Source organism: Sphaerothrix gracilis Ecp01 (genome assembly GCF_030405905.1).
GTDB lineage: Bacteria > Cyanobacteriota > Cyanobacteriia > Phormidesmidales > Phormidesmidaceae > Sphaerothrix > Sphaerothrix gracilis.
Genome location: NZ_JASATW010000008.1, coordinates 127590 through 147902 on the forward strand (window position 1 = coordinate 127590; position 20313 = coordinate 147902).

Consider the following 20313-nt stretch of genomic DNA (forward strand, 5'->3'; position numbering starts at 1 on the left):
TCGCTTCTATGGCACAGGTTGTCTTAATTGCCGGGTTTGAGTCTTTCAATGCCGATCTCTACCGACAGGCGGCAAAACTAGCGCGATCGCGCTGCCCGCAGCTAACGATAGACGTTTTTAGCGATCGCGATTTGACTGCCCAGCCGGAGGCCGTCGCCGCTGCCCTTGCCAGCGCTGACGTTTTCTTTGCCAGCCTCATTTTTGACTACGATCAGGTGCTCTGGCTGCGCGATCGCGTCCAGCAAATTCCCATTCGCCTGGTATTCGAGTCTGCCCTAGAGCTGATGGCGCTGACCCAGCTTGGCAAGTTTGTCATCGGCGCTAAGCCCAGGGGCATGCCCAAGCCGGTGCAGTTCATCCTCAGCAAGTTCGGCAGCGGCAAGGAAGAGGATAAGCTGGCGGGCTACCTCAGCTTTTTGAAAGTCGGCCCCAAGCTGCTGAAGTATATCCCGGCCCGCAAAGTTCAAGACCTGCGCAACTGGCTGATTGTCTATGGCTACTGGAACGCGGGCGGTACGGAAAACGTGGCGGCAATGCTGTGGTACCTGGCCCAGCAGTATTTGAGCTTAGAAGTGGGTGAAATTCCGGCGGCGATCGACATTCCGGCGATGGGGCTGCTGCATCCAGACTATCAAGGGTATTTTGAGTCGCCAGTGGCGTATTTGAACTGGTACGGGGACGCGGGGACGCGGGGATGCGGGGACGGTGGAGAAGAGGGGGGAGATAGGGACGGTAGGAGAGATGAGGAAGATAAGGGAGATAGAAGCAGCATCTTATCTACTACGCCCTCTCCGCGTCCCCGCGTCTCCCCCTCTATCCCTTCACCCTCCTCTCCCACCATTGCCCTCCTCCTCTACCGCAAGCACGTCATCACTCAGCAGCCTTACATTCCTCAGCTCATTCGCCGCTTTGAGGCAGCTGGGCTTAAACCCCTGCCGATTTTTATCAACGGGGTGGAAGGCCATGTGGCAGTGCGGGACTGGCTGACGACAACTAGCGAGCAGGCGCGGCGATCGCGAGGACAAATAGAGACCCCTTCTCTCTTACCGGAGGCCGTTCGGGTAGATGCGATCGTCTCTACTATCGGCTTTCCGCTAGTGGGCGGCCCTGCCGGGTCAATGGAAGCCGGGCGACAGGTGGAGGTGGCAAAGCGGATTTTAGCCGCTAAAAATGTGCCCTATCTTGTGGCAGCACCGCTGCTGATTCAAGATATTCACTCTTGGACGCGGCAGGGCATTGGCGGGCTACAGAGCGTGGTGCTGTACGCTCTGCCAGAGCTGGACGGAGCGATTGATACGCTGCCGCTGGGCGGACTGGTGGGCGACAAAATCTATCTGGTGCCAGAGCGCTGCGATCGCCTCACCGGACGGCTGAAAAAGTGGATTACGCTGCGGCAAAAGTCCCCAGCTGAGCGCAAAGTGGCGATTATTCTCTACGGCTTTCCCCCGGGCTACGGCGCAACGGGGACGGCGGCGCTGCTGAACGTGCCGAAGTCGCTGCTAAATTTGCTGCGATCGCTCAAAGCTCAGGGCTATAACGTCGGCAATTTACCCCAAGACGGTGAAGCCCTGATTCAGCAGGTGAAAGCGGCTGACGAAGCCTATCCTAGCCCTGACGGGACTCATGGTATGACCACTGTACCCGCTCAGCAGCTAGAAAAGTGGCTGGGCTATCTGCTCACCAGCCGGGTGAAGAATCAGTGGCAGTCCCTGACCGAAACGGGCATCAGAACCTTTGGCGATGACTACCTGCTGGGCGGCGTGCAGTTGGGTAACGTTTGGATTGGCGTCCAGCCACCCCTGGGAATTGCCGGGGATCCGATGCGGCTGATGTTTGAGCGAGATCTGACGCCCCATCCCCAGTACGCTGCTTTTTATAAGTGGCTCCAAAATGACTTTCAGGCCGATGCGATCGTTCATTTCGGTATGCACGGTACCGTGGAGTGGCTACCGGGATCACCCTTGGGCAATACGGGCTATTCCTGGTCAGACATTTTGCTGAGCAATCTGCCCAATCTCTATATCTATGCGGCTAATAATCCCTCAGAGTCAATCTTAGCCAAGCGGCGTGGCTACGGCGTGCTGATTTCTCACAACGTACCGCCCTATGGTCGGGCCGAGCTGTACAAGGAATTGGCCGCGCTGCGGGAGCTGATTCAGGAGTACCGCGAAGATCCGCAGAAAAATGCGCTGCTGCTCGACGCCATTTTGAAAAAAATTACCGACAGCGGCCTGCACACCGACTGCCCGCTGCCAGAGGCTAAACAGCTCGGCATTGAGTTTACGCCGGAAAATGCGCGCCTATTTAGCAAAGAGGTACTGAACCGCTACTTTGTACAGCTTTATGAGTATTTGCAGGTGCTGGAAAATCGCCTGTTCTCATCCGGGCTACACGTTTTGGGCGAACCGCCCAGTGCCGAGATCCTAGAGCAATATCTCAGCGCCTATTTTGGCGAGGCTCTGACCCCAGAAGCGCTGCAGGCTATTAGCCACCACGCCGTTAAAGCTGAGTTAACCGATATTCAAACAGCCGCCGAATCGATTCTCAAGCAGTTTTACCGGCAGGCCGCCGACAGCTTTAAACAGCAGGTTTTGCGGCCCAAAATCTGCGAAGCCTTTGAAATTTGCGATCGCCTGCTGCAAACCCCAGACGAGCTCACCAATCTGCTGCGGGGCCTCAACGGGGAGTACATTCCTCCTGCTCCCGGCGGTGACCTGCTGCGCGACGGGCCAGGAGTGTTGCCCACAGGCCGCAATATTCACGCCCTCGACCCTTACCGGATGCCTTCCCCCGCCGCCTATGCCAGAGGACAGGCGATCGCCCGCAAGCTAATCGAGCAGCACCAGGCAGAACACGACAATGCCTACCCAGAAACCGTAGCCGTTATGCTCTGGGGCTTAGACGCGATCAAGACGCGGGGTGAGTCTATCGGCATTTTGTTAGAGCTGGTGGGGGCCGAGCCAATTAAAGAAGGTACCGGGCGGATTGTCCGCTATGAGCTGAAGCCTTTGGCCGAACTGGGGCATCCCCGGATTGACGTGTTGGCCAACCTATCCGGCATTTTCCGCGACAGCTTTGTCAATATTTTGGAGCTGCTGGACGATCTGTTTCGCCGCGCGGCAGAAGCAGATGAACCTGTAGCGCAAAATTTCATTCGCAAACATGCTTTGGAGCTGCAGGCCCAAGGAATTGAAAATGCCTCGGCGCGGCTGTTCTCTAATCCGGCTGGCGACTATGGCTCGTTGGTGAACGATCGGGTCGTTGATTCGAGCTGGGAGTCGAGTGAGGAACTGGGCCAAACCTGGCACGATCGCAATGCCTTTAGCTATGGCCGTCAGGATAAGGGCCAAGCCCGCCCAGAAGTGCTGAAGACGCTGCTGCAAAGTACCGATCGGATTGTGCAGGAAATTGACTCGGTAGAGTATGGCCTAACCGATATTCAAGAGTATTACGCCAATACGGGCGCGCTGAAGCAGGCGGCAGAACAGCAGCGGGGGCGAAAAGTCACTGCTAGCTTTGTCGAGAGTTTTTCCCAAGACAGCACGCCCCGCAGGCTAGATGACCTGCTGCGGATGGAGTATCGCACCAAGCTGCTAAATCCCAAATGGGCCGAAGCGATGGCAGATCAAGGGTCGGGCGGGGCCTACGAAATCTCCCAGCGGATGACGGCGCTGATTGGCTGGGCCGGAACGACACGGTTTCAGGACAACTGGGTGTATGACCAAGCGGCAGAAACTTACGCCTTTGATGCCGAGATGGCGGCGCGGCTGCGGCAGGCGAACCCGGAGGCGTTTCGCAACATTGTGGGCCGGATGCTGGAGGCGCAGGGGCGAGGCTATTGGCAGGCGGATGAGGAGAAGCTGCAGAAGCTGCAAGATCTCTACGAGATGGCGGACTCAGAACTGGAGGGGGTTGAGGTGTAGCTGGGATGGATTGGTTGCGATAGAGACTGAGGCAAGATGCGGGGAAGGGGAGACGCGGGGAGACGATGAGAGGAATCAATAGCTTAATTACTCAAGCTTGTATCTTCGTACAGATCACGAATACTCATTTGGCAATCGCAACTTTTGAAAGTAAGGGTTATATCCAGTGAGCTGTATTCCGATAGTAACCACTGATTGGGTGAGGTTTTAACGTGGTGCTCAACGTGAACAGTGTATTGATCAATTAACAGATATTCCTGGAAGGCGGGAAGGGTGCGATAGGCAAGAAATTTTTCGCTGCGATCGTAGTCTTTAGTGGATTTTGACAGGACTTCAGCGATGAAGCAGGGATTGGTGAGGGTGTCAGTGCGTCCGGTTTGAAACTGGAGCGGTTGGGGCACCACCATGACGTCGGGATAAGTGTAGAGGTTGCAGGCGGGAATCCAAAGACGCTGATCGGCCACAAAGGTACGATAGGGTTTGCCGCGCAGAGCAAGCTTGAGAGCAACTAAAAGGTTCCCGGCAATTCCGTTGTGATCGGGAGTGCCGCCGGTCATGAGTTTAATGACTCCGTCCAAGAATTCATGGCGTTCGGCTGAGGCGGTTTCGAGTTCTAGATATTCTATGGCGGTGTAGGTGCGATCGGCAGCTTGAATCATGGGAGATTGCGGAAGATCGTGTATTATCAGCTACCAGGGTGCTCTTTACTTATCTTTACTTAGCCAAAAGTTTCAGGCAGGGGCTGATCAAAGTCTTAACTATTACAACTCAAGTGTTTGAATTTAGCATTGTCTCTAGCCATTCTCTCTTAACTTGATCTCCTTGTCCCTTCTTATAAACACAGAATCTTGCATATGCCAATGCTGCTGCAGAATACTCAGAACCTTTGTCAATCAACCTGAGTAGATCCTTTTGCCGATTTTTGTAGATTCTTCTAAACTCAGGATCTGTGATTTTAGAAAAATAAGTATCAAGCTCTTCTACTAATCTCCTGACTTCTGAAGCTTTATTCTTACGATCTCGGACTAGTTCCTGAGAATGGAGATGGTAAACCTCAATGGATACTTGGGCTCTTTGATATTCTCTGGTTTCTGGGTTTGATGCAGGGACAGGTTCACCATTAGGTCGAAATGTTAGAAGTTTCCAATCACCGGGATCGGTTGGATCGAGTAAATCTATATCCTCTAGTTCCCAATCATCGGTTTCTTGGCTAGCTCTGAAACTTCCAGAGACGGGAAACCGATAAGACTTTCCTCCTTTAGTACCGCCAGGTGTATTTACTCGGCGCTGATTACACCACTGACAGGAATAACGATAGTTTTTCCAGTGAAAAGCTAACCACCAGTAACCCTCATGATTGGGATCTTCGTCAACGCGATTTTTTGGACGAAAATGATCAATATCTTTATCCGAACCTGGATTCAAGCTTTCAGAATACCAGCATTTCCCATTTGAAAGAGCTGATAAGTGAGGGGCTAACCTTCTCCAAATATCAGGGCGAGACGACTTCTTTAAGCCATCGGTGATTGCATCCTTTCGCGCTTTTTTTACGCCTTGGGCATCTTTGCCGTCAGCTAAAGCTTGTTGCTCTGCTTGTTCGATTTCATTCCGCAAGTCATTAAGTGCAGCTTCTGCTGTCTCTTCCCAGTGATCTGGAATTTCTAGCCTATCGATATCAACCCAGCGCATCAGTTAGTCGCCTCTGCCTGTAACTCGGCTAATACTTCCTCAAGAACTTCACGTGATATACGATCAATTTCTTCTTTCTGCTCAGAATTGATGAAGCGAGTACCAGCCATCAAGTCTTTGTATCTTTGCCCCCAAGCCCGAACGAAGGCAGCATAGTAGGGATCGCTAAATGCCTTCTCAAATCCAGCATGTTCCAATCTCTTGTTGATCTCTTCAAGTTCCTCGGCCTCTTCCGGAGTTAGTGAACCCTCTTGAGCAACTAAACGAACCTTATTGTCTAAATCAGTCAGCGTTTCTTCATCTAAGTCGCTCCGCATCCCAAACATCTCACTTGTTAAGATGCCTGTGAAGCCTAATCCACGAGGATTGACGGTGGGTTGCTCCCATATGCATGCATCAGTTTGCCAATCGCGCTTTAAGAGATGGATTTGTTCCTTTAATAGACTCGCAATCACAAGCGGGTCGTGTGTTGACATGAGAATTTGGCTTGTTTTTTGCTCCTCTGACTCATCGCCAGGAACTTCGCTCATGACGCTGGACAGCAACTTCAAGTAATCCACGCTCCAATGTGGATTGAGATGTGTATCAGGTTCATCTAATAAAATTAAAGACTGATGTGATTTGGTAAACCGCATTAATCCTAGTACCATCAGCAACTGCTGTTCGCCCTCGCTTAGCTCATGGAATGTAATAGCTACTTGTTCTGTTTTGGTAGCTTGTACCTTGACCTGAATCTTTAGGTCATAAATCAACTCTGAAAAATCTATGCTTTCAAGGGCCAGAAAGAATGTGCGTGCATCTTGATATTCTGCTGCAAAGGCGTGCAAGCTCCGAAGGTCAGGTAGAAAGAAGTAATAATGGTCTTCGTTCTGAGAACTGTATCCTTCCCTTACATTTTGAGCGACTACCATTGGAGCGATCGAAAACCGTCGAAGCCGTTCCAGGACTCTTCGCATCACACCTCTAGCACCCCAAAAGTCGTCTGCTTTAGCTCCTGACTTTGCCCAGCGGGGCTTGCGAATCACAAACAGTGCTGACTCAAAACCAACAATTCGCAATCGCTTTTCGAGGAACTCGCTGATAGCAGGGTCTTCTTTATGGAAAAACGCTAACAAAACATACTTAGCATGATGATTCTCCGCACAAAAGAACTTTCTCTCTTCTAGCAAATTAGAAAGCGTTTTTGGATCGTCAGAGGTCGCATCTCTCAGCCTATTATAGTGCCTTTGATTCATAGGCAAGAAGTGCCCCGCTAGACGATTAGTTGGGCCTGAATAGTAGCCAAAAACAAATCTTGGCAGAGGCAGTTTACTTTTAGCTATCTTTTTGAATTCTTTGATTTCTTCTAAACCTTCCTGAAAAGTGCCAACCTTTAGGAGTGGACTTCGCATTTCTTCAGGATGCCATGTGATTTCTACTATCTGCTCCCTAATTTCATAACGCAGACAAAAACCTTTAATTGAGTTCTTATCCCATGTTTTACCATTTGACCAATCATGCAAGTCTCGAAAGATTACGACTAAAGATTCAAACAGATTAGATTTACCCGTACCGTTCCAACCCAACACGATGTCTATGCTATGTGAATCATCAAAACGGACTGTGTAGTCAACGAGGTTTTTGAATTCTTCCAGCCAAAGATAGATTAGGCGAAATCTACCGTTCTCTGATGCTGTCTCGTCTGTTATTTGGATTTCTAGCTGTTCTTCTTGCGATGGTAGGGCCTGCCGCACTTCTTCAAAGGCACTGCGAACTTCAGGGGAAACTCGCAAAGCCTCATAGAACTCTATAACTTCTTCCGGTCTAAAACCCGCTTGATCGAATAGCTTACGGATGTCTATTTCTCCTGATTTTACGAAAGTAGATGAGAGGCTTTCAAGATAATCTGTGGGAGTTGCCATAGAGACTCTATTTGTCTTTTTGACTGAACGTCGAATCGTACGCTGTGCTTTACGCTCAGCTTCTAGCTGAACTCTTTGAGCTTTAATTTTTTTAAGAAGAACAGCCGCTGGCTCATCTCCAATATTTTGGGAACAAAGTTGTCCAAGAAAAGCTTTTTTGAGCGTTGAAGATATTAGTCTCTCCACTTTAGCGAGAGTACTTTGGAGTTGATTTCCCAGGGAGTTAGTATGAGCCAGCAGAGTATTAGATTGATTAACTATTGCCCGCTGTATAGGTATATTCGGGATTGGTATTATTAGGTTTAGAAGTATTTTTTGATTTAAGTTGGTCATCGTCGAGCCAACTGCATTTGCTTCCAAAGCATTTACGATGTCCGGGCTTGATAAAACTATTTGCAAATAATCTGGCAAAATACGATTATTTACGCGGATGATCATTGAACCGCTGCCACAAAGCCACCCTTGTTCTTCTTCTCTAACTACAGCACAACGCCCCATTACTCCCCGTCGCGCAAAAACTATATCCCCTTTTTGTAAAATATATTCACGAAGTGCGTCAGCTTTTTCCTCAGAAACGGTCATCTCATTAGTTGGTACGATGCGCCCAGAATTAATATGCATAGGATTAATTACTGGCACACCGTTTTCAATGTAATCAGACTTGTGAAGTGAACTTCCAAATGGGCCTGTCTTTAAGTATATCAACCGGATTTTCTTGGCAGTATGGTACCGATGACCAATCAATTTCACCTTTAGTAATATCAGTAGTGCGTAGAAATTTAACAGAGCCCTGATCTGAAGCTCTAGTCGTCCACCCATATTGACCACCATCGCAGATACTTCCGAAAGTAGTTCTGACCCAATTTTCTGGAAGATTACTCAAATTGCAGCCTCCCAATCTTCAAGCTGTAACCCATCAACACGCTCAAACTCTCGCGTATTGTGAGTCACTAAAGTCAGATTGTTTACCACAGCGATCGCGGCAATCTGCAAATCATAAAACCCAATCGGAGTTCCTGCACTGGCCAGCTTTGCCCTAATCTCACCTGCCAACAAAGCTGCCTCATCCTGAAACGACAACGAGACAAAACAAGATAGGAATGCCTGCTGTCGCTCCAGCGTCCGTTTTGGGTTGTTGCTCCGAAACGCACCATAAAATAGTTCAGCCTTCACGACCGAGCAAACCGCAATCTCCTCAGTAGGCGTAGCCAGCAAGCGATCGCGCACCAATGATGAGCGACCATTCAGATACACCACACAGACATTGGTATCCAGCAGATAGCGCATGCTTACTCAAACGCTCCTGCCAAGTCTTCGTCTAGCGCATCCGCCACGCCCGACTCATCAATCCTGATCGGATCATCTGCACAAATGCCGTAGAGATCTGCCAGGGACAACTCGGTAAGAGTATCCAATTGAACAGCTTGGTAAATCACCATAACCTCTACATCTCGGTCAGCTAACCCGACCGGAATATCCAGATGCAAGACGCCATCTTGACCAGTTCGTTGGCGTACCTTAATGCTTTCCATCATGGCTATTACCTCCTAATCGACTTCCTCACCCAGTTCTTTCAAGATGCCGTGCAATTCCGCCAAAGCAGCCTCTAACTCAGTGATAGCTTCTTTCGCCAGAGTTGCGGGATCGGGCAGCTCTTCCTCTTCCTCTTCGCGATCGCCATTTAGCCAGGTGATATCTAAGTTATCGCCCTGCTCAGCAATCCACTCTCGCGAAAACCTGCGAAATTTTCCACTTTCCCCTTCATCTTTACGCTTGGCAAGACTGGCCGCACTCCCCAGCGGATTATCACCAAACGCTCCTTCAAACGGCTCAAAATAATCACGGGTAAGAGAGGTTCGCTTACCAAACTGAGGGGCATGGGTGCGTAAGTCATACACCCAAACTTCTTTCGTATTACCAGTCACCTTTTTGCCACGAGTAAAGAACAGCACATTGGTTTTCACTCCCTGAGCGTAAAAAATACCTGACGGTAAACGCAAAATCGTGTGGAGGTTGCATTTGTCCATCAAATCTTGACGGATCTGACGCCCCACATTACTTTCAAACAGCACATTATCCGGAAAAATGGCGGCTGCCCGTCCTCCTGGCTTCAGCCCAAGGTAAATGTGCTGCAAAAAGCACAACTGCTTGTTGCTGGTCGGAAACTCAAAATCTGGACGGTCCGGGATTCCGCCCCCCTTCTTACTGCCGAAAGGCGGATTTGTCAGAATCAGCGATGCTGGCGGCAAGGCTTGCCCTTCAGGTGACAGCGTATCTCCGCAACGCATACCCGCCTTCGCCGGATCAGACTCGATGCCGTGCAGCATTAGATTCATGCATCCCATACGAAACGTATCGGGTACAAATTCCATGCCATAGAAGGTATTAGTTTCATACTTCTTTTTCTGTGCTGGCGTCCATCTAGCAGGATTTTCGTGCTTGCGAATATAGCGATTCGCTGCAATTAGGAAGCCTGCCGTGCCTGCCGCCGGATCTTGAATCACATCCTTCAAAGTTGGGCGCATCACGTGTACCATGCTGTCGATTAGTGCCCGTGGCGTGAAATACTGTCCGGCTCCTGCCTTAGACTCATTTGCGTTTTTCTCTAGCAGTCCCTCATAGATATCACCCATGCCTTCTTGCTTGGCGTTGTACCAGTCGAGTTTATCGATTTCAGTAACGAGGGTGTTAAGGGTGTTGGCCTTTTTGATGTTAGTGCTAGCGTCAGCAAAAATCTCCTTAACAATCGCGGAGCCTTCGCTGCCCAGATGCGCTAGAAGTTTGTTGTAAAATCCAAGCTGTTCAGTGCCGTCGTAAGCCTCCAAATCATCCCATCGGTATCCCTTTGGAAGCTGATGATCGATCTCAGTCTCCTTCGCCATCTTCAAGAAAAGGAGATACGTCAGCTCAGTTACGTATTGGTGATAAACGATTGCCCCATCCTTGAGGATGTTGCAAAGATTCCAGAGTTTAGCAACAATGTCATGGGTTGTATTGTTCATAGCCCTGACATTTTACCGCTGCATGGCTTTACTTTCGCCTCGTCACAAGCATTTATCAAAGACCTGACTCGATACGAAGAGCTGAGTTTCTCAAATCTTTTTACTTGTAAGTATTTTTCGTAAGCTGCTTGATCGACGACTACATCGCCAAAGTCTGTTAAGTCACATCATTGTTAACGCGATCGCCCAAATGCGGTCATTTCCTATCTAATGCAGATTGCTGCTGCAGCGACCCGAACAATTAGCCGCACGACTCGAAGCTGAGCTGCTTTATCTGGTGTAAGCCGAAGGGTGGACAGGTACTTTCCCACTCATGCCTGCCCTGCCGCGCTTTGCACCAAACGGCAAATCCGCTGCCGCGAAGTCCAAATAATCGCGCTCAGCACCGCCAAAACTACTCCCGCCAATCCATAGGTCGCTGTCAGTCCCACCGCCTGACTCACCGGCTGACTCACAATTGGCGACAAAAACTGTCCCAAAAAGAAAAACGTCGTCAAGCCCCCCAGCGCCCGCCCGCGCAGGCTATCGGCCACCTCCGTCGCCGTCCATACGCTCAGATTCGGCATCAGCAGACCCAGACCGCACCCCGCTGGAATCAGCACTAGCAAGATCAGCCAATAATTACTCACCAAACCAATCCCCATATAGCCTAAGCCCATCAGCCCCAAGGCGATCGCCAGAATGCTGATATGGCTAAACTGCCGCTTGATCCGGCCATAGTTCATCGAAGCTAGCGCGCTGAACAAGGTTGAAAACGCGATCGCCAAGCCGCTGCGACTGGCATTTGCCCCCGTAAGCTGCTGCAGGTAAAACGGCATCTGCACCGGAATTAGATAAAAGATAATCTGCATCAGCAGCGCCGAGCCGTAGATTAAAACTAGCAGCTTGACAGGCAGTTGCGAGACACTGGCGCGATCGCCCGTTCCCTGCGCACCCAGGCGATCGCGCTGCGGCTCATACAGCGTCAGCCCCATTGTCGGCAGCAGCAGCCAGGCAAACAGATAGATTAAAAATGGTAAGCGCCAGTTCAAATCTGCCACAAAGCCGCCCACCGTCAGAAACAGCACGCCGCCAAACCCCATAAACGCCGCCTGCAATCCCATGAAGTTAGCTCGCTGATCGCCGCTGAAATAGTCGGCAATCAGCGTTGTGGCGCTCACCATCACCCCCGCCACTGCCAAGCCCAGCAGCGCCCGCCCCGCCAAAATGGCAAACAGCGAATTTAAGCCAAGCCCCGACGCGCCCGCCATACCATAGAGAACTGCCGAGCCAATCAGCAGCGGCTTGCGCCCAACACTATCTACCAGTTGCCCCGCCACAGGAGAACCCATGACAATAAACAAAGCTGGCACTGTCAGCACCAACCTGACCCAAAACTCCGCGTTAGCAACATCACTGAAGTGAGCCTGCATGGCTGGCAGTGAAGGAGCAATCGTTGCTCCAGACATCACCGTCAGGGTGCTGGCAAGCAGTAACGTCACTTTGAGAATCCAGTTATCGGCAGTTTGAGACGTAGCCATGATGGATTTCCCTAAATCTTCTCAGTCTTCTAGCTAAGCTTAGGGCAAAAGATCAATTCAGCTAGTTACATCTGCTGGAGGCGCTAAAAATATGTCTATCAACAACGCCCTTGAAGCAGCTCTACAGCATTTCTGGACAGCTCTCTATGCCAAGATCATCGCGATCGCCCTGCTCTACGGCGCGGCTGTTCATATCGGCAACATGTTGGGGCTGACGGGCACTCCCTGGCTGTCAACACCCCTACTATGGCGGATCTTAGACAGTCTATTGCTGATTTTCAACGTCGTAGCGGCAGTCGGGCTGTGGCAGGGGTTAGCTTGGTCAGTCTGGCTAGTTTTTGGTGGTATTCTGCTGCTACAGTTTGTGCCCTATACGCTATGGCGATCGCAGTTTGTACTCAAGCCAGAGGATGCCCAAACTTTGAACAGCCTGCTGGGGACAGAAGCCCTACTGCTGTTGATTTTTGCCCTTTTATTGAGCAAAAACTCTTGGGTCCGCTAAGGAGCCTCTACCTGATACAGATGAAACCCTTCACTGCGAACAATGCGAGGGCCATTAAAGCTTTTTAGTTTATGAACAGTCGGAAAAGCCGACGTATCAATCGCTTCAGTGACAACTATCAGCACTGCAGAATTTTGCTGCTGGGCCAAGCGAATCGCATCCATTAGAATATCTTCTGTTTCAACTTCAGGACTGCGAGTTGTCCAAAACGATTCAAACTGATCGCTGCCTGGATTGTAAAGCGGTTTGTTTAAGTAACCAGATAGCGTAGTCGTCGGTCGCTTTTCGTAGCCAACAACGGGTAGGGACGACAGCCCCTGGGCTTGGATAAATTCCGCCACGTCGCGGCTAGTAGAAAACGGATAGATAATGTCAACCGTATAGGCAAAGACACCTGCGATCGCCTGGGCGATCAGAAGGCTAGTGATAAAGTTTTTCTCGAGGGTCTGACTCAGCCCGCTGATACCTAGCAGCGGAGTTTGAGAAATAGCATACTTAGAAATCCAAACGCAGCCTAGAAATAAAAAGAACAGATGCCCATAATGCCTGAGCTGCGAGGGATATAAAAAACAGAGAAAAGCAATTGCGAAGCTGCCCAAGCAATAGGCAGCGAGTATAAGGCGTTTGGCAATGAATAATCTAAGACACAGAAAAAACAAAATTGTAGAGGCAATGAGGGTCACAAATCCCCCAATCTGCCAGTTTTCTATACCCCAAGTCCTAAAAAAAACGCTGATTGAGTCAAAAATATTGCTGTTCCAAAAATCAACTTTAATGTTGGGTATAGGAACATAGCTTTCCCAAATGTAATTCCAGGTTCGCGATAGATCGCGACCTATCTTTAGCCAAGCGGGTCCTGAATCATTGGCCTGATTGATGGTGCTAACGCCGGAGAAAGCGGTTCCTCGCTCAACCACATCACCGATTCCTGACCAAGCTTGCAGGGCTGACCAAAAGATAGGCACTCCAGCTAATACCCAGCCGCTAAGGATAATAAATCCGCTGATAGGAAGCTGCCACCTATGTTTATCAAATAGAGGCTTAAGCCCATAACTGCTGATTAAATCAAACGCGACCAGTAGGCCAAAGACAACGCTCAGGATAAAAGCAAATGTGCTCGAATTGGCTAAAAAAGCTAAACAGACCGAAAGCGATAGTATTTGATAATTGCGAAACTGATACAGGATACAGAATAAAAACAAAAACAAGATGCCCATTGCATAATTGCGAGCAATCAAACCATATTCATAAAGAGGATAATAGCTAAAACAAAATAGAAGCTTTTGCAGTTTTGTAAAAGGGGAGTATTTAACAAACAGGTAAACAATTCCAGTTACAATTAGCCAGTTGAAGATTTGAATAGCGGCTAAGCTCTTAGTAAAACTTTTAATTAAAAATAAGCAGAAATACCATAGAATTGGATGGCCTTCGTATTTGAAGTTTTCGTAAAAATCAGTGAGAGAGGAGCTGTCACGCACCAGTAGCCAAGCCTGTATTTCATCGCGCCACATTTCGTGATGAAATATACCGAACCCTCCTAAAATTAGAAAAACTGCGATAGGCAAAAAGTCGCGAAGCTTTAAACTCCAGCTTTTCTGTATTGCTTGAAGCCAAGTTTTTCTCATTGAGAATAACGGTTAATTAGAGAAAACTGTATTGATTTTTAGAATCCTAGCGATCGCGAATACATGAAAATCCAGTGCAATGGCGTCTTATGAATACATCCAATAGCCCTCTACAGTTATGTATACGGCAATCGCCTTGCTTTAATCTCATTGCGACTGATAGGTTTAGCGTTTCACAGAGATAAATACTATTGCTTTAGTCAAGTATGCCCGCTGCAGCTAAGGTCTGAGCATCTGCAGAGGTCATAAAAAGCTAAGCGTTCTGGTTAAAAACCCGACAGAACAGCAGCTTTCCATACCCATAAAAGCTGTAATGGGCGAACGGGTTGCTCCAGTAGTTGCAGCCAGTAATACCTAGTCCAGTTTGAGCGTATCCTAGTCAAGCTACAGGCGTACTGTCACAACACAGCGAAAATAAGGCATTAAGTAGGGTGTTGTATAGCCCGAAGGGCATAAAAGAAAAGCCCTAGCGTAACGCACCGAATACAAGAGTTTCAGCCCTTTGAAAATTTTGCTGTTTTAAACGTGTCAGTCCAGTAGATGAACGTGCTGATACACAAATAACTTTGAATAGCGACGAATAATAACCCAATTGGTTCCGCTACTAGGAAATTTTCCCTGAACGGAACCAGTCAGACATTCTGCGATCGCCGCTAAGAAGCAATAAACTCATTCCATTTTTGGACGAGGTAGACCTGCTCATCCATCGTTGAGTTCCAGACGACAATATTGCCGAAGCGTTCATCGAACGAGCCACCGTCGCGGATTGCTCCTTCTTTCTCCAGGGTTTTACCGAAGGGATCAACCATATCTTCAGCCGCAGGCTTGCCTTCATACCAGAAAGCCCATTCCGCCTCCGACATGTATTTCTTGGAGTTTTCGGGCGCAGCACTGTAGTAGCCCTGCCGTCCCAGGAAGGCTCCTACCCAGCCTTCTAGCATCCAGTTGAGATATTCGTAGGCGGCATCCAGCTCAATGCCGGAAAGATTGCGAGACAGGCCCACGCCTCCACCCCAGCCGCGATAGCCTTCTTTCAGTGGCGCATAGATACACTCGATGCCCTGAGACTTGACGGCAGTCACCGCAGGCGACCACATCGACTGCAACACCACTTCACCGGAGGTCATGAGGTTGACAGACTCATCAAAAGTCTTCCAGAAAGCTCTGAACTGACCCGCTGCCTTTTGCTGCTTCAGAATGTCAGTAATCTGATCGATTTCCGCCTGGGTCATATTGCCCTTGTCGGCAAAGGACATTAGCCCCCTGGCTTCCGCTACCATAGCCGCATCCATAATGCCGATGGAGGGAATATCCAAAATCGAGGTCTTGCCCTTAAACTCCTCGTCAAACAGCTCCCCCCAACTCTCAATCGGGCGCGTGACTAAGTCGGGACGATAGCCTAGGGTATCGGCGTTGTACTGGAAGGGAATCAGCGTCACGTACTCCGTCGGCGTCGCTGAAAACTCAGTGGAATCTGGGCCGGTGAGGTACATCACCTTGTAGGGAGCCGTTCCCTGGGAGTTTTCAACTGGCATACCATCAAATTTACCCGTGGTGAAGAAGCTGACAATCTTGTCAAAATCTCTGATTCTGCTCACTTCGACAGGCTGTAGGTTACCGGAGGGAACGACTAGCGGCAAGCTGAAATATTCACCGTCAAAGATGTCATACTGCTTGGGCTGAGTAATGGCGATTTGATTGTTCTCTTCGGTACTCAGCGCCCGCATTTCCAGCTTGAATCCCAATTCTTCCTGAGCGCGATCGCGGATCTCGTTAATCTGCGAGACGCCTGTGCCAATGAGTCGCAGGGTGACATCCTGGATTTTGTTGGCATTCACCTGAGGTCCTGGGGCTGGGTTATTAGGCGTACCTTTGGGAGCCGAACTACAGCGAGTGGCTGTGATAAAAGCCCCCGCAGCGAGGCCAGTCCGGAGCATTTGCCGACGCGAGATTTTAGTCATAGAGCTGAATAAATCGGGAACGAGTAAGTGAACAGTAGGAACAGCAAACCTGATGATAGCTGGGGCAAACAGCTAGTGAGCTAGGAAAACGCAGTCTTCAGCCGACCATTCAACTGAGACAACCTGCCCCTCGGCTAGCGGTGTCTCAATTAGGTCAGTAGTGCGAGATTTGTACAACATTTCGGCCCCGGTTTTCTCCACAATCAGGGAGACGCGGGTAATGTAGCCGGTAAACTCAATGGCGGTAATTTTAGCCGTGAGGCGATTGGTAGCAGGCATCGGCTCTGAGGTTAGCGGCAGCGATCGCAGTTGCAGATGATCCGCCCGAATGCAGCAGGCCGCCTGCGTGCCCGTCTGGGCAAAGTCGCCGCGACACAGCAGTTTTCCTAAGCCCTCCACCGCTAGCTGAATCAGGTAGCCCTGGGTATCTTTGACCACCCGGCTGACCTCTCCCTGAAAAATATTGTTATCCCCGGTAAAGTAGGCCACAAACTGAGAAATGGGCTTAGCAAAAATTTCCTGAGGCGTTCCCACCTGATCAATACGACCGTGATCCATCACCACGATCTGATCGGCTAGGGCATAAGCTTCATCCTGATTGTGGGTGACCTGAATAAAGGTCATACCAAACTGCCGCTGTAGCTTGCGCAGCTCTCCCCGCGTTTTCACCCGCAGCGACTCGTCCAAAGCACTCAGCGGCTCATCTAGCAGCAAGACCTGGGGCCGCGTCACCAAAGCCCGCGCCAAAGCCACCCGCTGCTGCTGGCCGCCGCTCAGCATATGCGGATTGCGATCGCTAAACTGACTCAGCCCCACAGTTTCCAGCATTTCCTGCACGCGCGGCTGCCGCTCAGCTTTTGACAGACCCCGCATCTTCAGGCCAAAGTCCACATTTTGCCAAACGGTTTTATGAGGAAACAGAGCATAATTCTGAAACATCATGGCCGTGTTGCGCTTGGCCGGTGGCAGGTCATTGATGCGAGTCTCCCCAATGAAAATATCCCCCTGAGTGATTTCCTCGTGACCGGCAATCATGCGCATGGTCGTTGTCTTACCGCAGCCGCTGGGTCCCAGCAGGCAGCAGTAAGATCCAGCTGGAATGTGTAGGGTCAGATTCTCTACGGCAGTCACCGGGCCGTAGCGCTTAGTCACAGACTGTAGCGTCACTCCCTTGGCCTGGACAGCAGGTAGGCCCGGTTCTGAATCAGCGACCGGGGCCGAGATTGATTTAGTCTCTTGCATAGATTGGCTCCTAGCGATCGCCCCACTCATCAAACCTCTATGGCAAACAGGCACTGCAAAGATTGAACACGAGTTAGGACTCACATACTTGACGAGGTTTCAACTAATCGCGAGATCCCCGGCTGTCGCCCCTGGATAACTGGTTCTGTTCATTCATAAAGTCTTGAACTAGAGGTTACTGTATCTCTCTATACTTTTCGAGCTGATGCGAACTGAGGATTCTTTACATCTAGATGCGATTTTCAATCTCTCCCAGTACAGTAGGGTGAATTGTCCAAAAGCTAGCTCAACTAGCCACTCATCCATTCGCCCCCGCTTTATCTAGATATGACCCGTTCTGACGATTCCAAGCTCGTATTCATCTGCGGTTCTGCCCTGCGCGGCCAGCCCGACCACCAAAATCTCCAGTCTGCTACTTTTGTCCGTCCGGCCAAAACCGCTGCTAAATATCGCCTACACTCGGTCGGCAACGGCTGGCACCCCGGCATCTATGCCACCGAGGCCAACGGTATTGCCATTCCTGGCGAACTCTACGAGATGACGGCTGAGCAGTACGAGTATTTAAAGGACAATGAGCCGCCTCACATGTATCCCGAAGCAATCGAGCTAGCAGACGGCGACAGCGCGATCGCCTTTCTCTATCCCCAAACGCTAATCGAGGAAAACAACTGGCCCGATATTTCTCACCACGGCGGCTGGGCGGCCTACAAAGCGGCAGCAGGATAGGTTCTACCTAGACTTTGGCAGGTTCAGAGGGGAGTTCTTCCCCCTGATACTCGCGGGTTGGAGCCGGGAAGCCGCAAGAGGTTCCATCGGTATAGACTACCTGATCTTCCCAGGGCAAACGATAGCTGCCGTTGACCAAGTCCTTCATATAGGTATAGGGGCAGTCTTGGGCACCACCTTTGACCGCCACGTACCCCCGGTGACCAAACTGGTAAATATTGTTTTCCACGCTCCAGTGCTGGCGGGCTTCGCGTACCAAGTCGGGGCGCACCTCGGCGGTAATGATTTCGTCTGGGCGATGGCTGCCCGTTGCCAGAGGCGTGCCGTCAAAGTTAACAATCATGCCCTCGCCCATCGAGTCAAAAGTGCCGTCCGTGCCGCACATGCAGACAGAGGCCGTCGCGATCAGGTTGCAGAAAGCATTAGCCTGGTTGGTGATCTGCCAGGAGTGGCGAATGGGAGCCGTGTAGCCCGCTGTGCGAATCATGATTTCCGCTCCCTTATAAGCACATTCTCGCGCCATTTCTGGGAACATACCGTCGTGACAAATAATCAGGGCTAGGGTGCTGCCGTTGGGCCCTTCACAGACAGGAATGCCTAAATTACCGGGTTCCCAAGGTTCGACGGGCACCCACGGGTGTAGCTTCCGGTAATACAGCTTCAGCTCTCCCTGGTCGTCAATAATCAGGCCGCTATTGTAAGGATTGCCGTGGGGGTTGTATTCCATGATGGAGAAGCAGCCCCAGATTTGATGATCGCGGCAGGCTTGGCGAAAGGCTGTGACCTCCGGCCCATCTAAGCGACACATGATGTCGGGATTGGTATCCATTGAAAGGCCGTGCAGCGCATACTCTGGAAACACCACCAGATCCATCGTCGGCATGTTGCGGCGGGCCTTAGCGACCATATCGCAAATACGCTGGGTCTGAGCCGCGAGATGCTCAGGCGTGACTACGTTGGGTAGCTGGAGCTGCACCATGCCGAGCACTACCCCATTTGGCGTTTTATTCAGACCGCCCAAACCGCTCATAGCCACTGCCTCATAAAAATCAACGGCTTCAGCAAACCATGTCTGCAGCCACAATTCTGTTATCTGCTATGCGGTAGCGATCGCCAAAAAGCGCTAATAGGTGAGCTTATCAGTCTTGTTAGCCCATTCTTTAAATGCAGCCACGGCTTTGTCCTGCATTAGCTGACTCATCGGCAGCGATCGCTCAGAAATCGGCAGCGCTATCTGCTCATAAATCGTGCCGCTGTTGAAGCCATAGTTGCTGGCATCTTCTTTGGAGTTGGCATAGTAAACCCGGTCGAGCTTGGCCCAGTAGATTGTCGCCATGCACATTGGGCAAGGTTCACAGCTCGTATACAGCTCACAGCCTTGAAGCTGCCAGTGCTGTAGCTGCTCACAGGCTTGCCGAATCGCCAGCATTTCGGCGTGGGCCGTGGGATCTTTTAGCGGCGCCACCTGATTCATGCCGCGCCCGATGATTTTCCCCTCTTTCACCACCACGGCCCCATAAGGGCCACCGTCACCGTGGCGAATACTTTCCAGCGAGAGGGCGATCGCCGCCTGCATAAACTCTGGATTGGGTTGAGGCATGGTCACACCTGAGAATTTTTTCCAGCTTACGCGGATAGTTGCTCAGAACCAAGCGCTCAGGTTGGCAGCGAGTCTATATAGGCCCGCCAGCCGCCAAACTGAGTGATTTCTAGGTGTCCAGCACAGGCGATCGCTTCTCCGATCACTCCAAGCACGATCTCGCCATCTGCCAGCTTGACCTTACCAATCGCCAGCCCCGGCGGCTCCTGCAGCAAAATTTGACCCAACCCGGCTGGGGGAACAGCCCACACCTCCACCGCGATCGCCACGCCGCCTGCTGCCACTCGCTGCATCGCCGGATACTGATCTGCGATTGACCACAACCGATAGACCGCTTCTGTTTTCGCTTCCCGTACAAACTCAGCATCAACAGCAAGCAGATTTTTATTCAGCGCTAAACCGCGCATCAGGGTGCCGTTGACAGCCAAATTGAGTCGAAGGGACATTAGCTTGGGGCGATCGCGCCAGAAAAAACACACCAGAATTAAGCCAATAGGCAGCTTCGGTAGCGATTGACTTTACAGTCACCGCAACCACGACCTCTCAGCAGTACTCATCTTTTGCAGCATACCGGGTTTGGGGCAGGCTGCGGGACTGCTTTAGGCAATACCGCAGCGCAGAT

16 protein-coding genes are annotated in these 20313 nt (G+C 50.6%); 3 read left to right on the forward strand and 13 right to left on the reverse strand.

Going from position 1 to position 20313, the window contains the following annotated elements:
- Nucleotides 1-8 precede the first annotated feature (8 nt).
- Nucleotides 9-3923, forward strand: coding sequence for a magnesium chelatase subunit H (gene bchH / locus QJQ48_RS10835; RefSeq protein WP_346291246.1), 3915 nt, complete (start codon nucleotides 9-11; stop codon nucleotides 3921-3923).
- A gap of 83 nt (nucleotides 3924-4006) precedes the next feature.
- Here bchH and QJQ48_RS10840 read toward each other — a convergent pair whose 3' ends face one another.
- The 7 genes from QJQ48_RS10840 to QJQ48_RS10870 all read right to left on the reverse strand — a co-directional run bounded on the left by QJQ48_RS10840 (nucleotide 4007) and on the right by QJQ48_RS10870 (nucleotide 12035).
- The gene (locus tag QJQ48_RS10840) at nucleotides 4007-4582 is read right to left on the reverse strand and encodes a Uma2 family endonuclease (RefSeq protein ID WP_346291247.1); all 576 of its coding nucleotides are present in this window, start codon (nucleotides 4580-4582) and stop codon (nucleotides 4007-4009) included.
- A 109-nt stretch (nucleotides 4583-4691) separates the two neighbouring features.
- On the reverse strand, nucleotides 4692-5612 hold the full coding sequence (locus QJQ48_RS10845; protein ID WP_346291248.1) for an HNH endonuclease family protein: 921 nt from the start codon (nucleotides 5610-5612) through the stop codon (nucleotides 4692-4694).
- Nucleotides 5612-8344: an AAA family ATPase gene (locus tag QJQ48_RS10850; protein ID WP_346291249.1), complete on the reverse strand. Its 2733-nt coding sequence runs from the start codon at nucleotides 8342-8344 to the stop codon at nucleotides 5612-5614. The genes QJQ48_RS10845 and QJQ48_RS10850 overlap by 1 nt, the downstream gene beginning before the upstream one ends.
- Before the next feature lie 48 nt (nucleotides 8345-8392).
- On the reverse strand, nucleotides 8393-8800 hold the full coding sequence (gene vapC, locus QJQ48_RS10855) for a type II toxin-antitoxin system tRNA(fMet)-specific endonuclease VapC (protein ID WP_346291250.1): 408 nt from the start codon (nucleotides 8798-8800) through the stop codon (nucleotides 8393-8395).
- A 2-nt stretch (nucleotides 8801-8802) separates the two neighbouring features.
- Complete coding sequence (locus QJQ48_RS10860) at nucleotides 8803-9048, reverse strand: hypothetical protein (protein WP_346291251.1); 246 nt, start codon at nucleotides 9046-9048, stop codon at nucleotides 8803-8805.
- Between the two features lie 12 nt (nucleotides 9049-9060).
- Nucleotides 9061-10515 (reverse strand): class I SAM-dependent DNA methyltransferase, encoded by a 1455-nt coding sequence (locus QJQ48_RS10865; protein WP_346291252.1) that lies wholly within the window; start codon nucleotides 10513-10515, stop codon nucleotides 9061-9063.
- 311 nt (nucleotides 10516-10826) lie between these two features.
- Nucleotides 10827-12035, reverse strand: coding sequence for an MFS transporter (locus tag QJQ48_RS10870; protein ID WP_346291253.1), 1209 nt, complete (start codon nucleotides 12033-12035; stop codon nucleotides 10827-10829).
- Nucleotides 12036-12126: 91 nt separating this feature from the next.
- On the opposite strand from QJQ48_RS10870, the gene QJQ48_RS10875 reads away from it, so the two are divergent.
- A complete protein-coding gene (locus tag QJQ48_RS10875; protein ID WP_346291254.1) occupies nucleotides 12127-12537 on the forward strand; it encodes a hypothetical protein in 411 nt (136 codons plus the stop codon).
- On the opposite strand, the gene QJQ48_RS10880 is transcribed toward QJQ48_RS10875, so the two are convergent.
- The 3 genes from QJQ48_RS10880 to QJQ48_RS10890 all read right to left on the reverse strand — a co-directional run bounded on the left by QJQ48_RS10880 (nucleotide 12534) and on the right by QJQ48_RS10890 (nucleotide 17365).
- Nucleotides 12534-13502, reverse strand: coding sequence for a hypothetical protein (locus QJQ48_RS10880; RefSeq protein ID WP_346291255.1), 969 nt, complete (start codon nucleotides 13500-13502; stop codon nucleotides 12534-12536). The two genes, QJQ48_RS10875 and QJQ48_RS10880, sit on opposite strands and share 4 nt — an antisense overlap.
- Nucleotides 13503-14815: 1313 nt before the next feature.
- Nucleotides 14816-16123 carry an ABC transporter substrate-binding protein gene (locus QJQ48_RS10885; protein ID WP_346291256.1) on the reverse strand — a complete coding sequence of 436 codons (1308 nt, stop codon included), beginning with the start codon at nucleotides 16121-16123 and terminating at the stop codon, nucleotides 14816-14818.
- 72 nt (nucleotides 16124-16195) lie between these two features.
- Nucleotides 16196-17365 carry an ABC transporter ATP-binding protein gene (locus QJQ48_RS10890; RefSeq protein WP_346291257.1) on the reverse strand — a complete coding sequence of 390 codons (1170 nt, stop codon included), beginning with the start codon at nucleotides 17363-17365 and terminating at the stop codon, nucleotides 16196-16198.
- A gap of 327 nt (nucleotides 17366-17692) precedes the next feature.
- Between QJQ48_RS10890 and QJQ48_RS10895 the strand changes: the two genes are divergently transcribed.
- Complete coding sequence (locus QJQ48_RS10895) at nucleotides 17693-18091, forward strand: allophanate hydrolase-related protein (protein WP_346291258.1); 399 nt, start codon at nucleotides 17693-17695, stop codon at nucleotides 18089-18091.
- Between the two features lie 7 nt (nucleotides 18092-18098).
- Here QJQ48_RS10895 and QJQ48_RS10900 read toward each other — a convergent pair whose 3' ends face one another.
- The 3 genes from QJQ48_RS10900 to QJQ48_RS10910 form a co-directional block, all read right to left on the reverse strand.
- Nucleotides 18099-19121 (reverse strand): formamidase, encoded by a 1023-nt coding sequence (locus QJQ48_RS10900; RefSeq protein WP_346291353.1) that lies wholly within the window; start codon nucleotides 19119-19121, stop codon nucleotides 18099-18101.
- A gap of 93 nt (nucleotides 19122-19214) precedes the next feature.
- Nucleotides 19215-19691, reverse strand: a complete 477-nt coding sequence (locus tag QJQ48_RS10905; protein WP_346291259.1) for a nucleoside deaminase — start codon at nucleotides 19689-19691, stop codon at nucleotides 19215-19217.
- Between the two features lie 56 nt (nucleotides 19692-19747).
- Entirely contained in the window at nucleotides 19748-20137 is a 390-nt protein-coding gene (locus tag QJQ48_RS10910; RefSeq protein WP_346291260.1) for an allophanate hydrolase-related protein, read from the reverse strand.
- Nucleotides 20138-20313 lie beyond the last annotated feature (176 nt).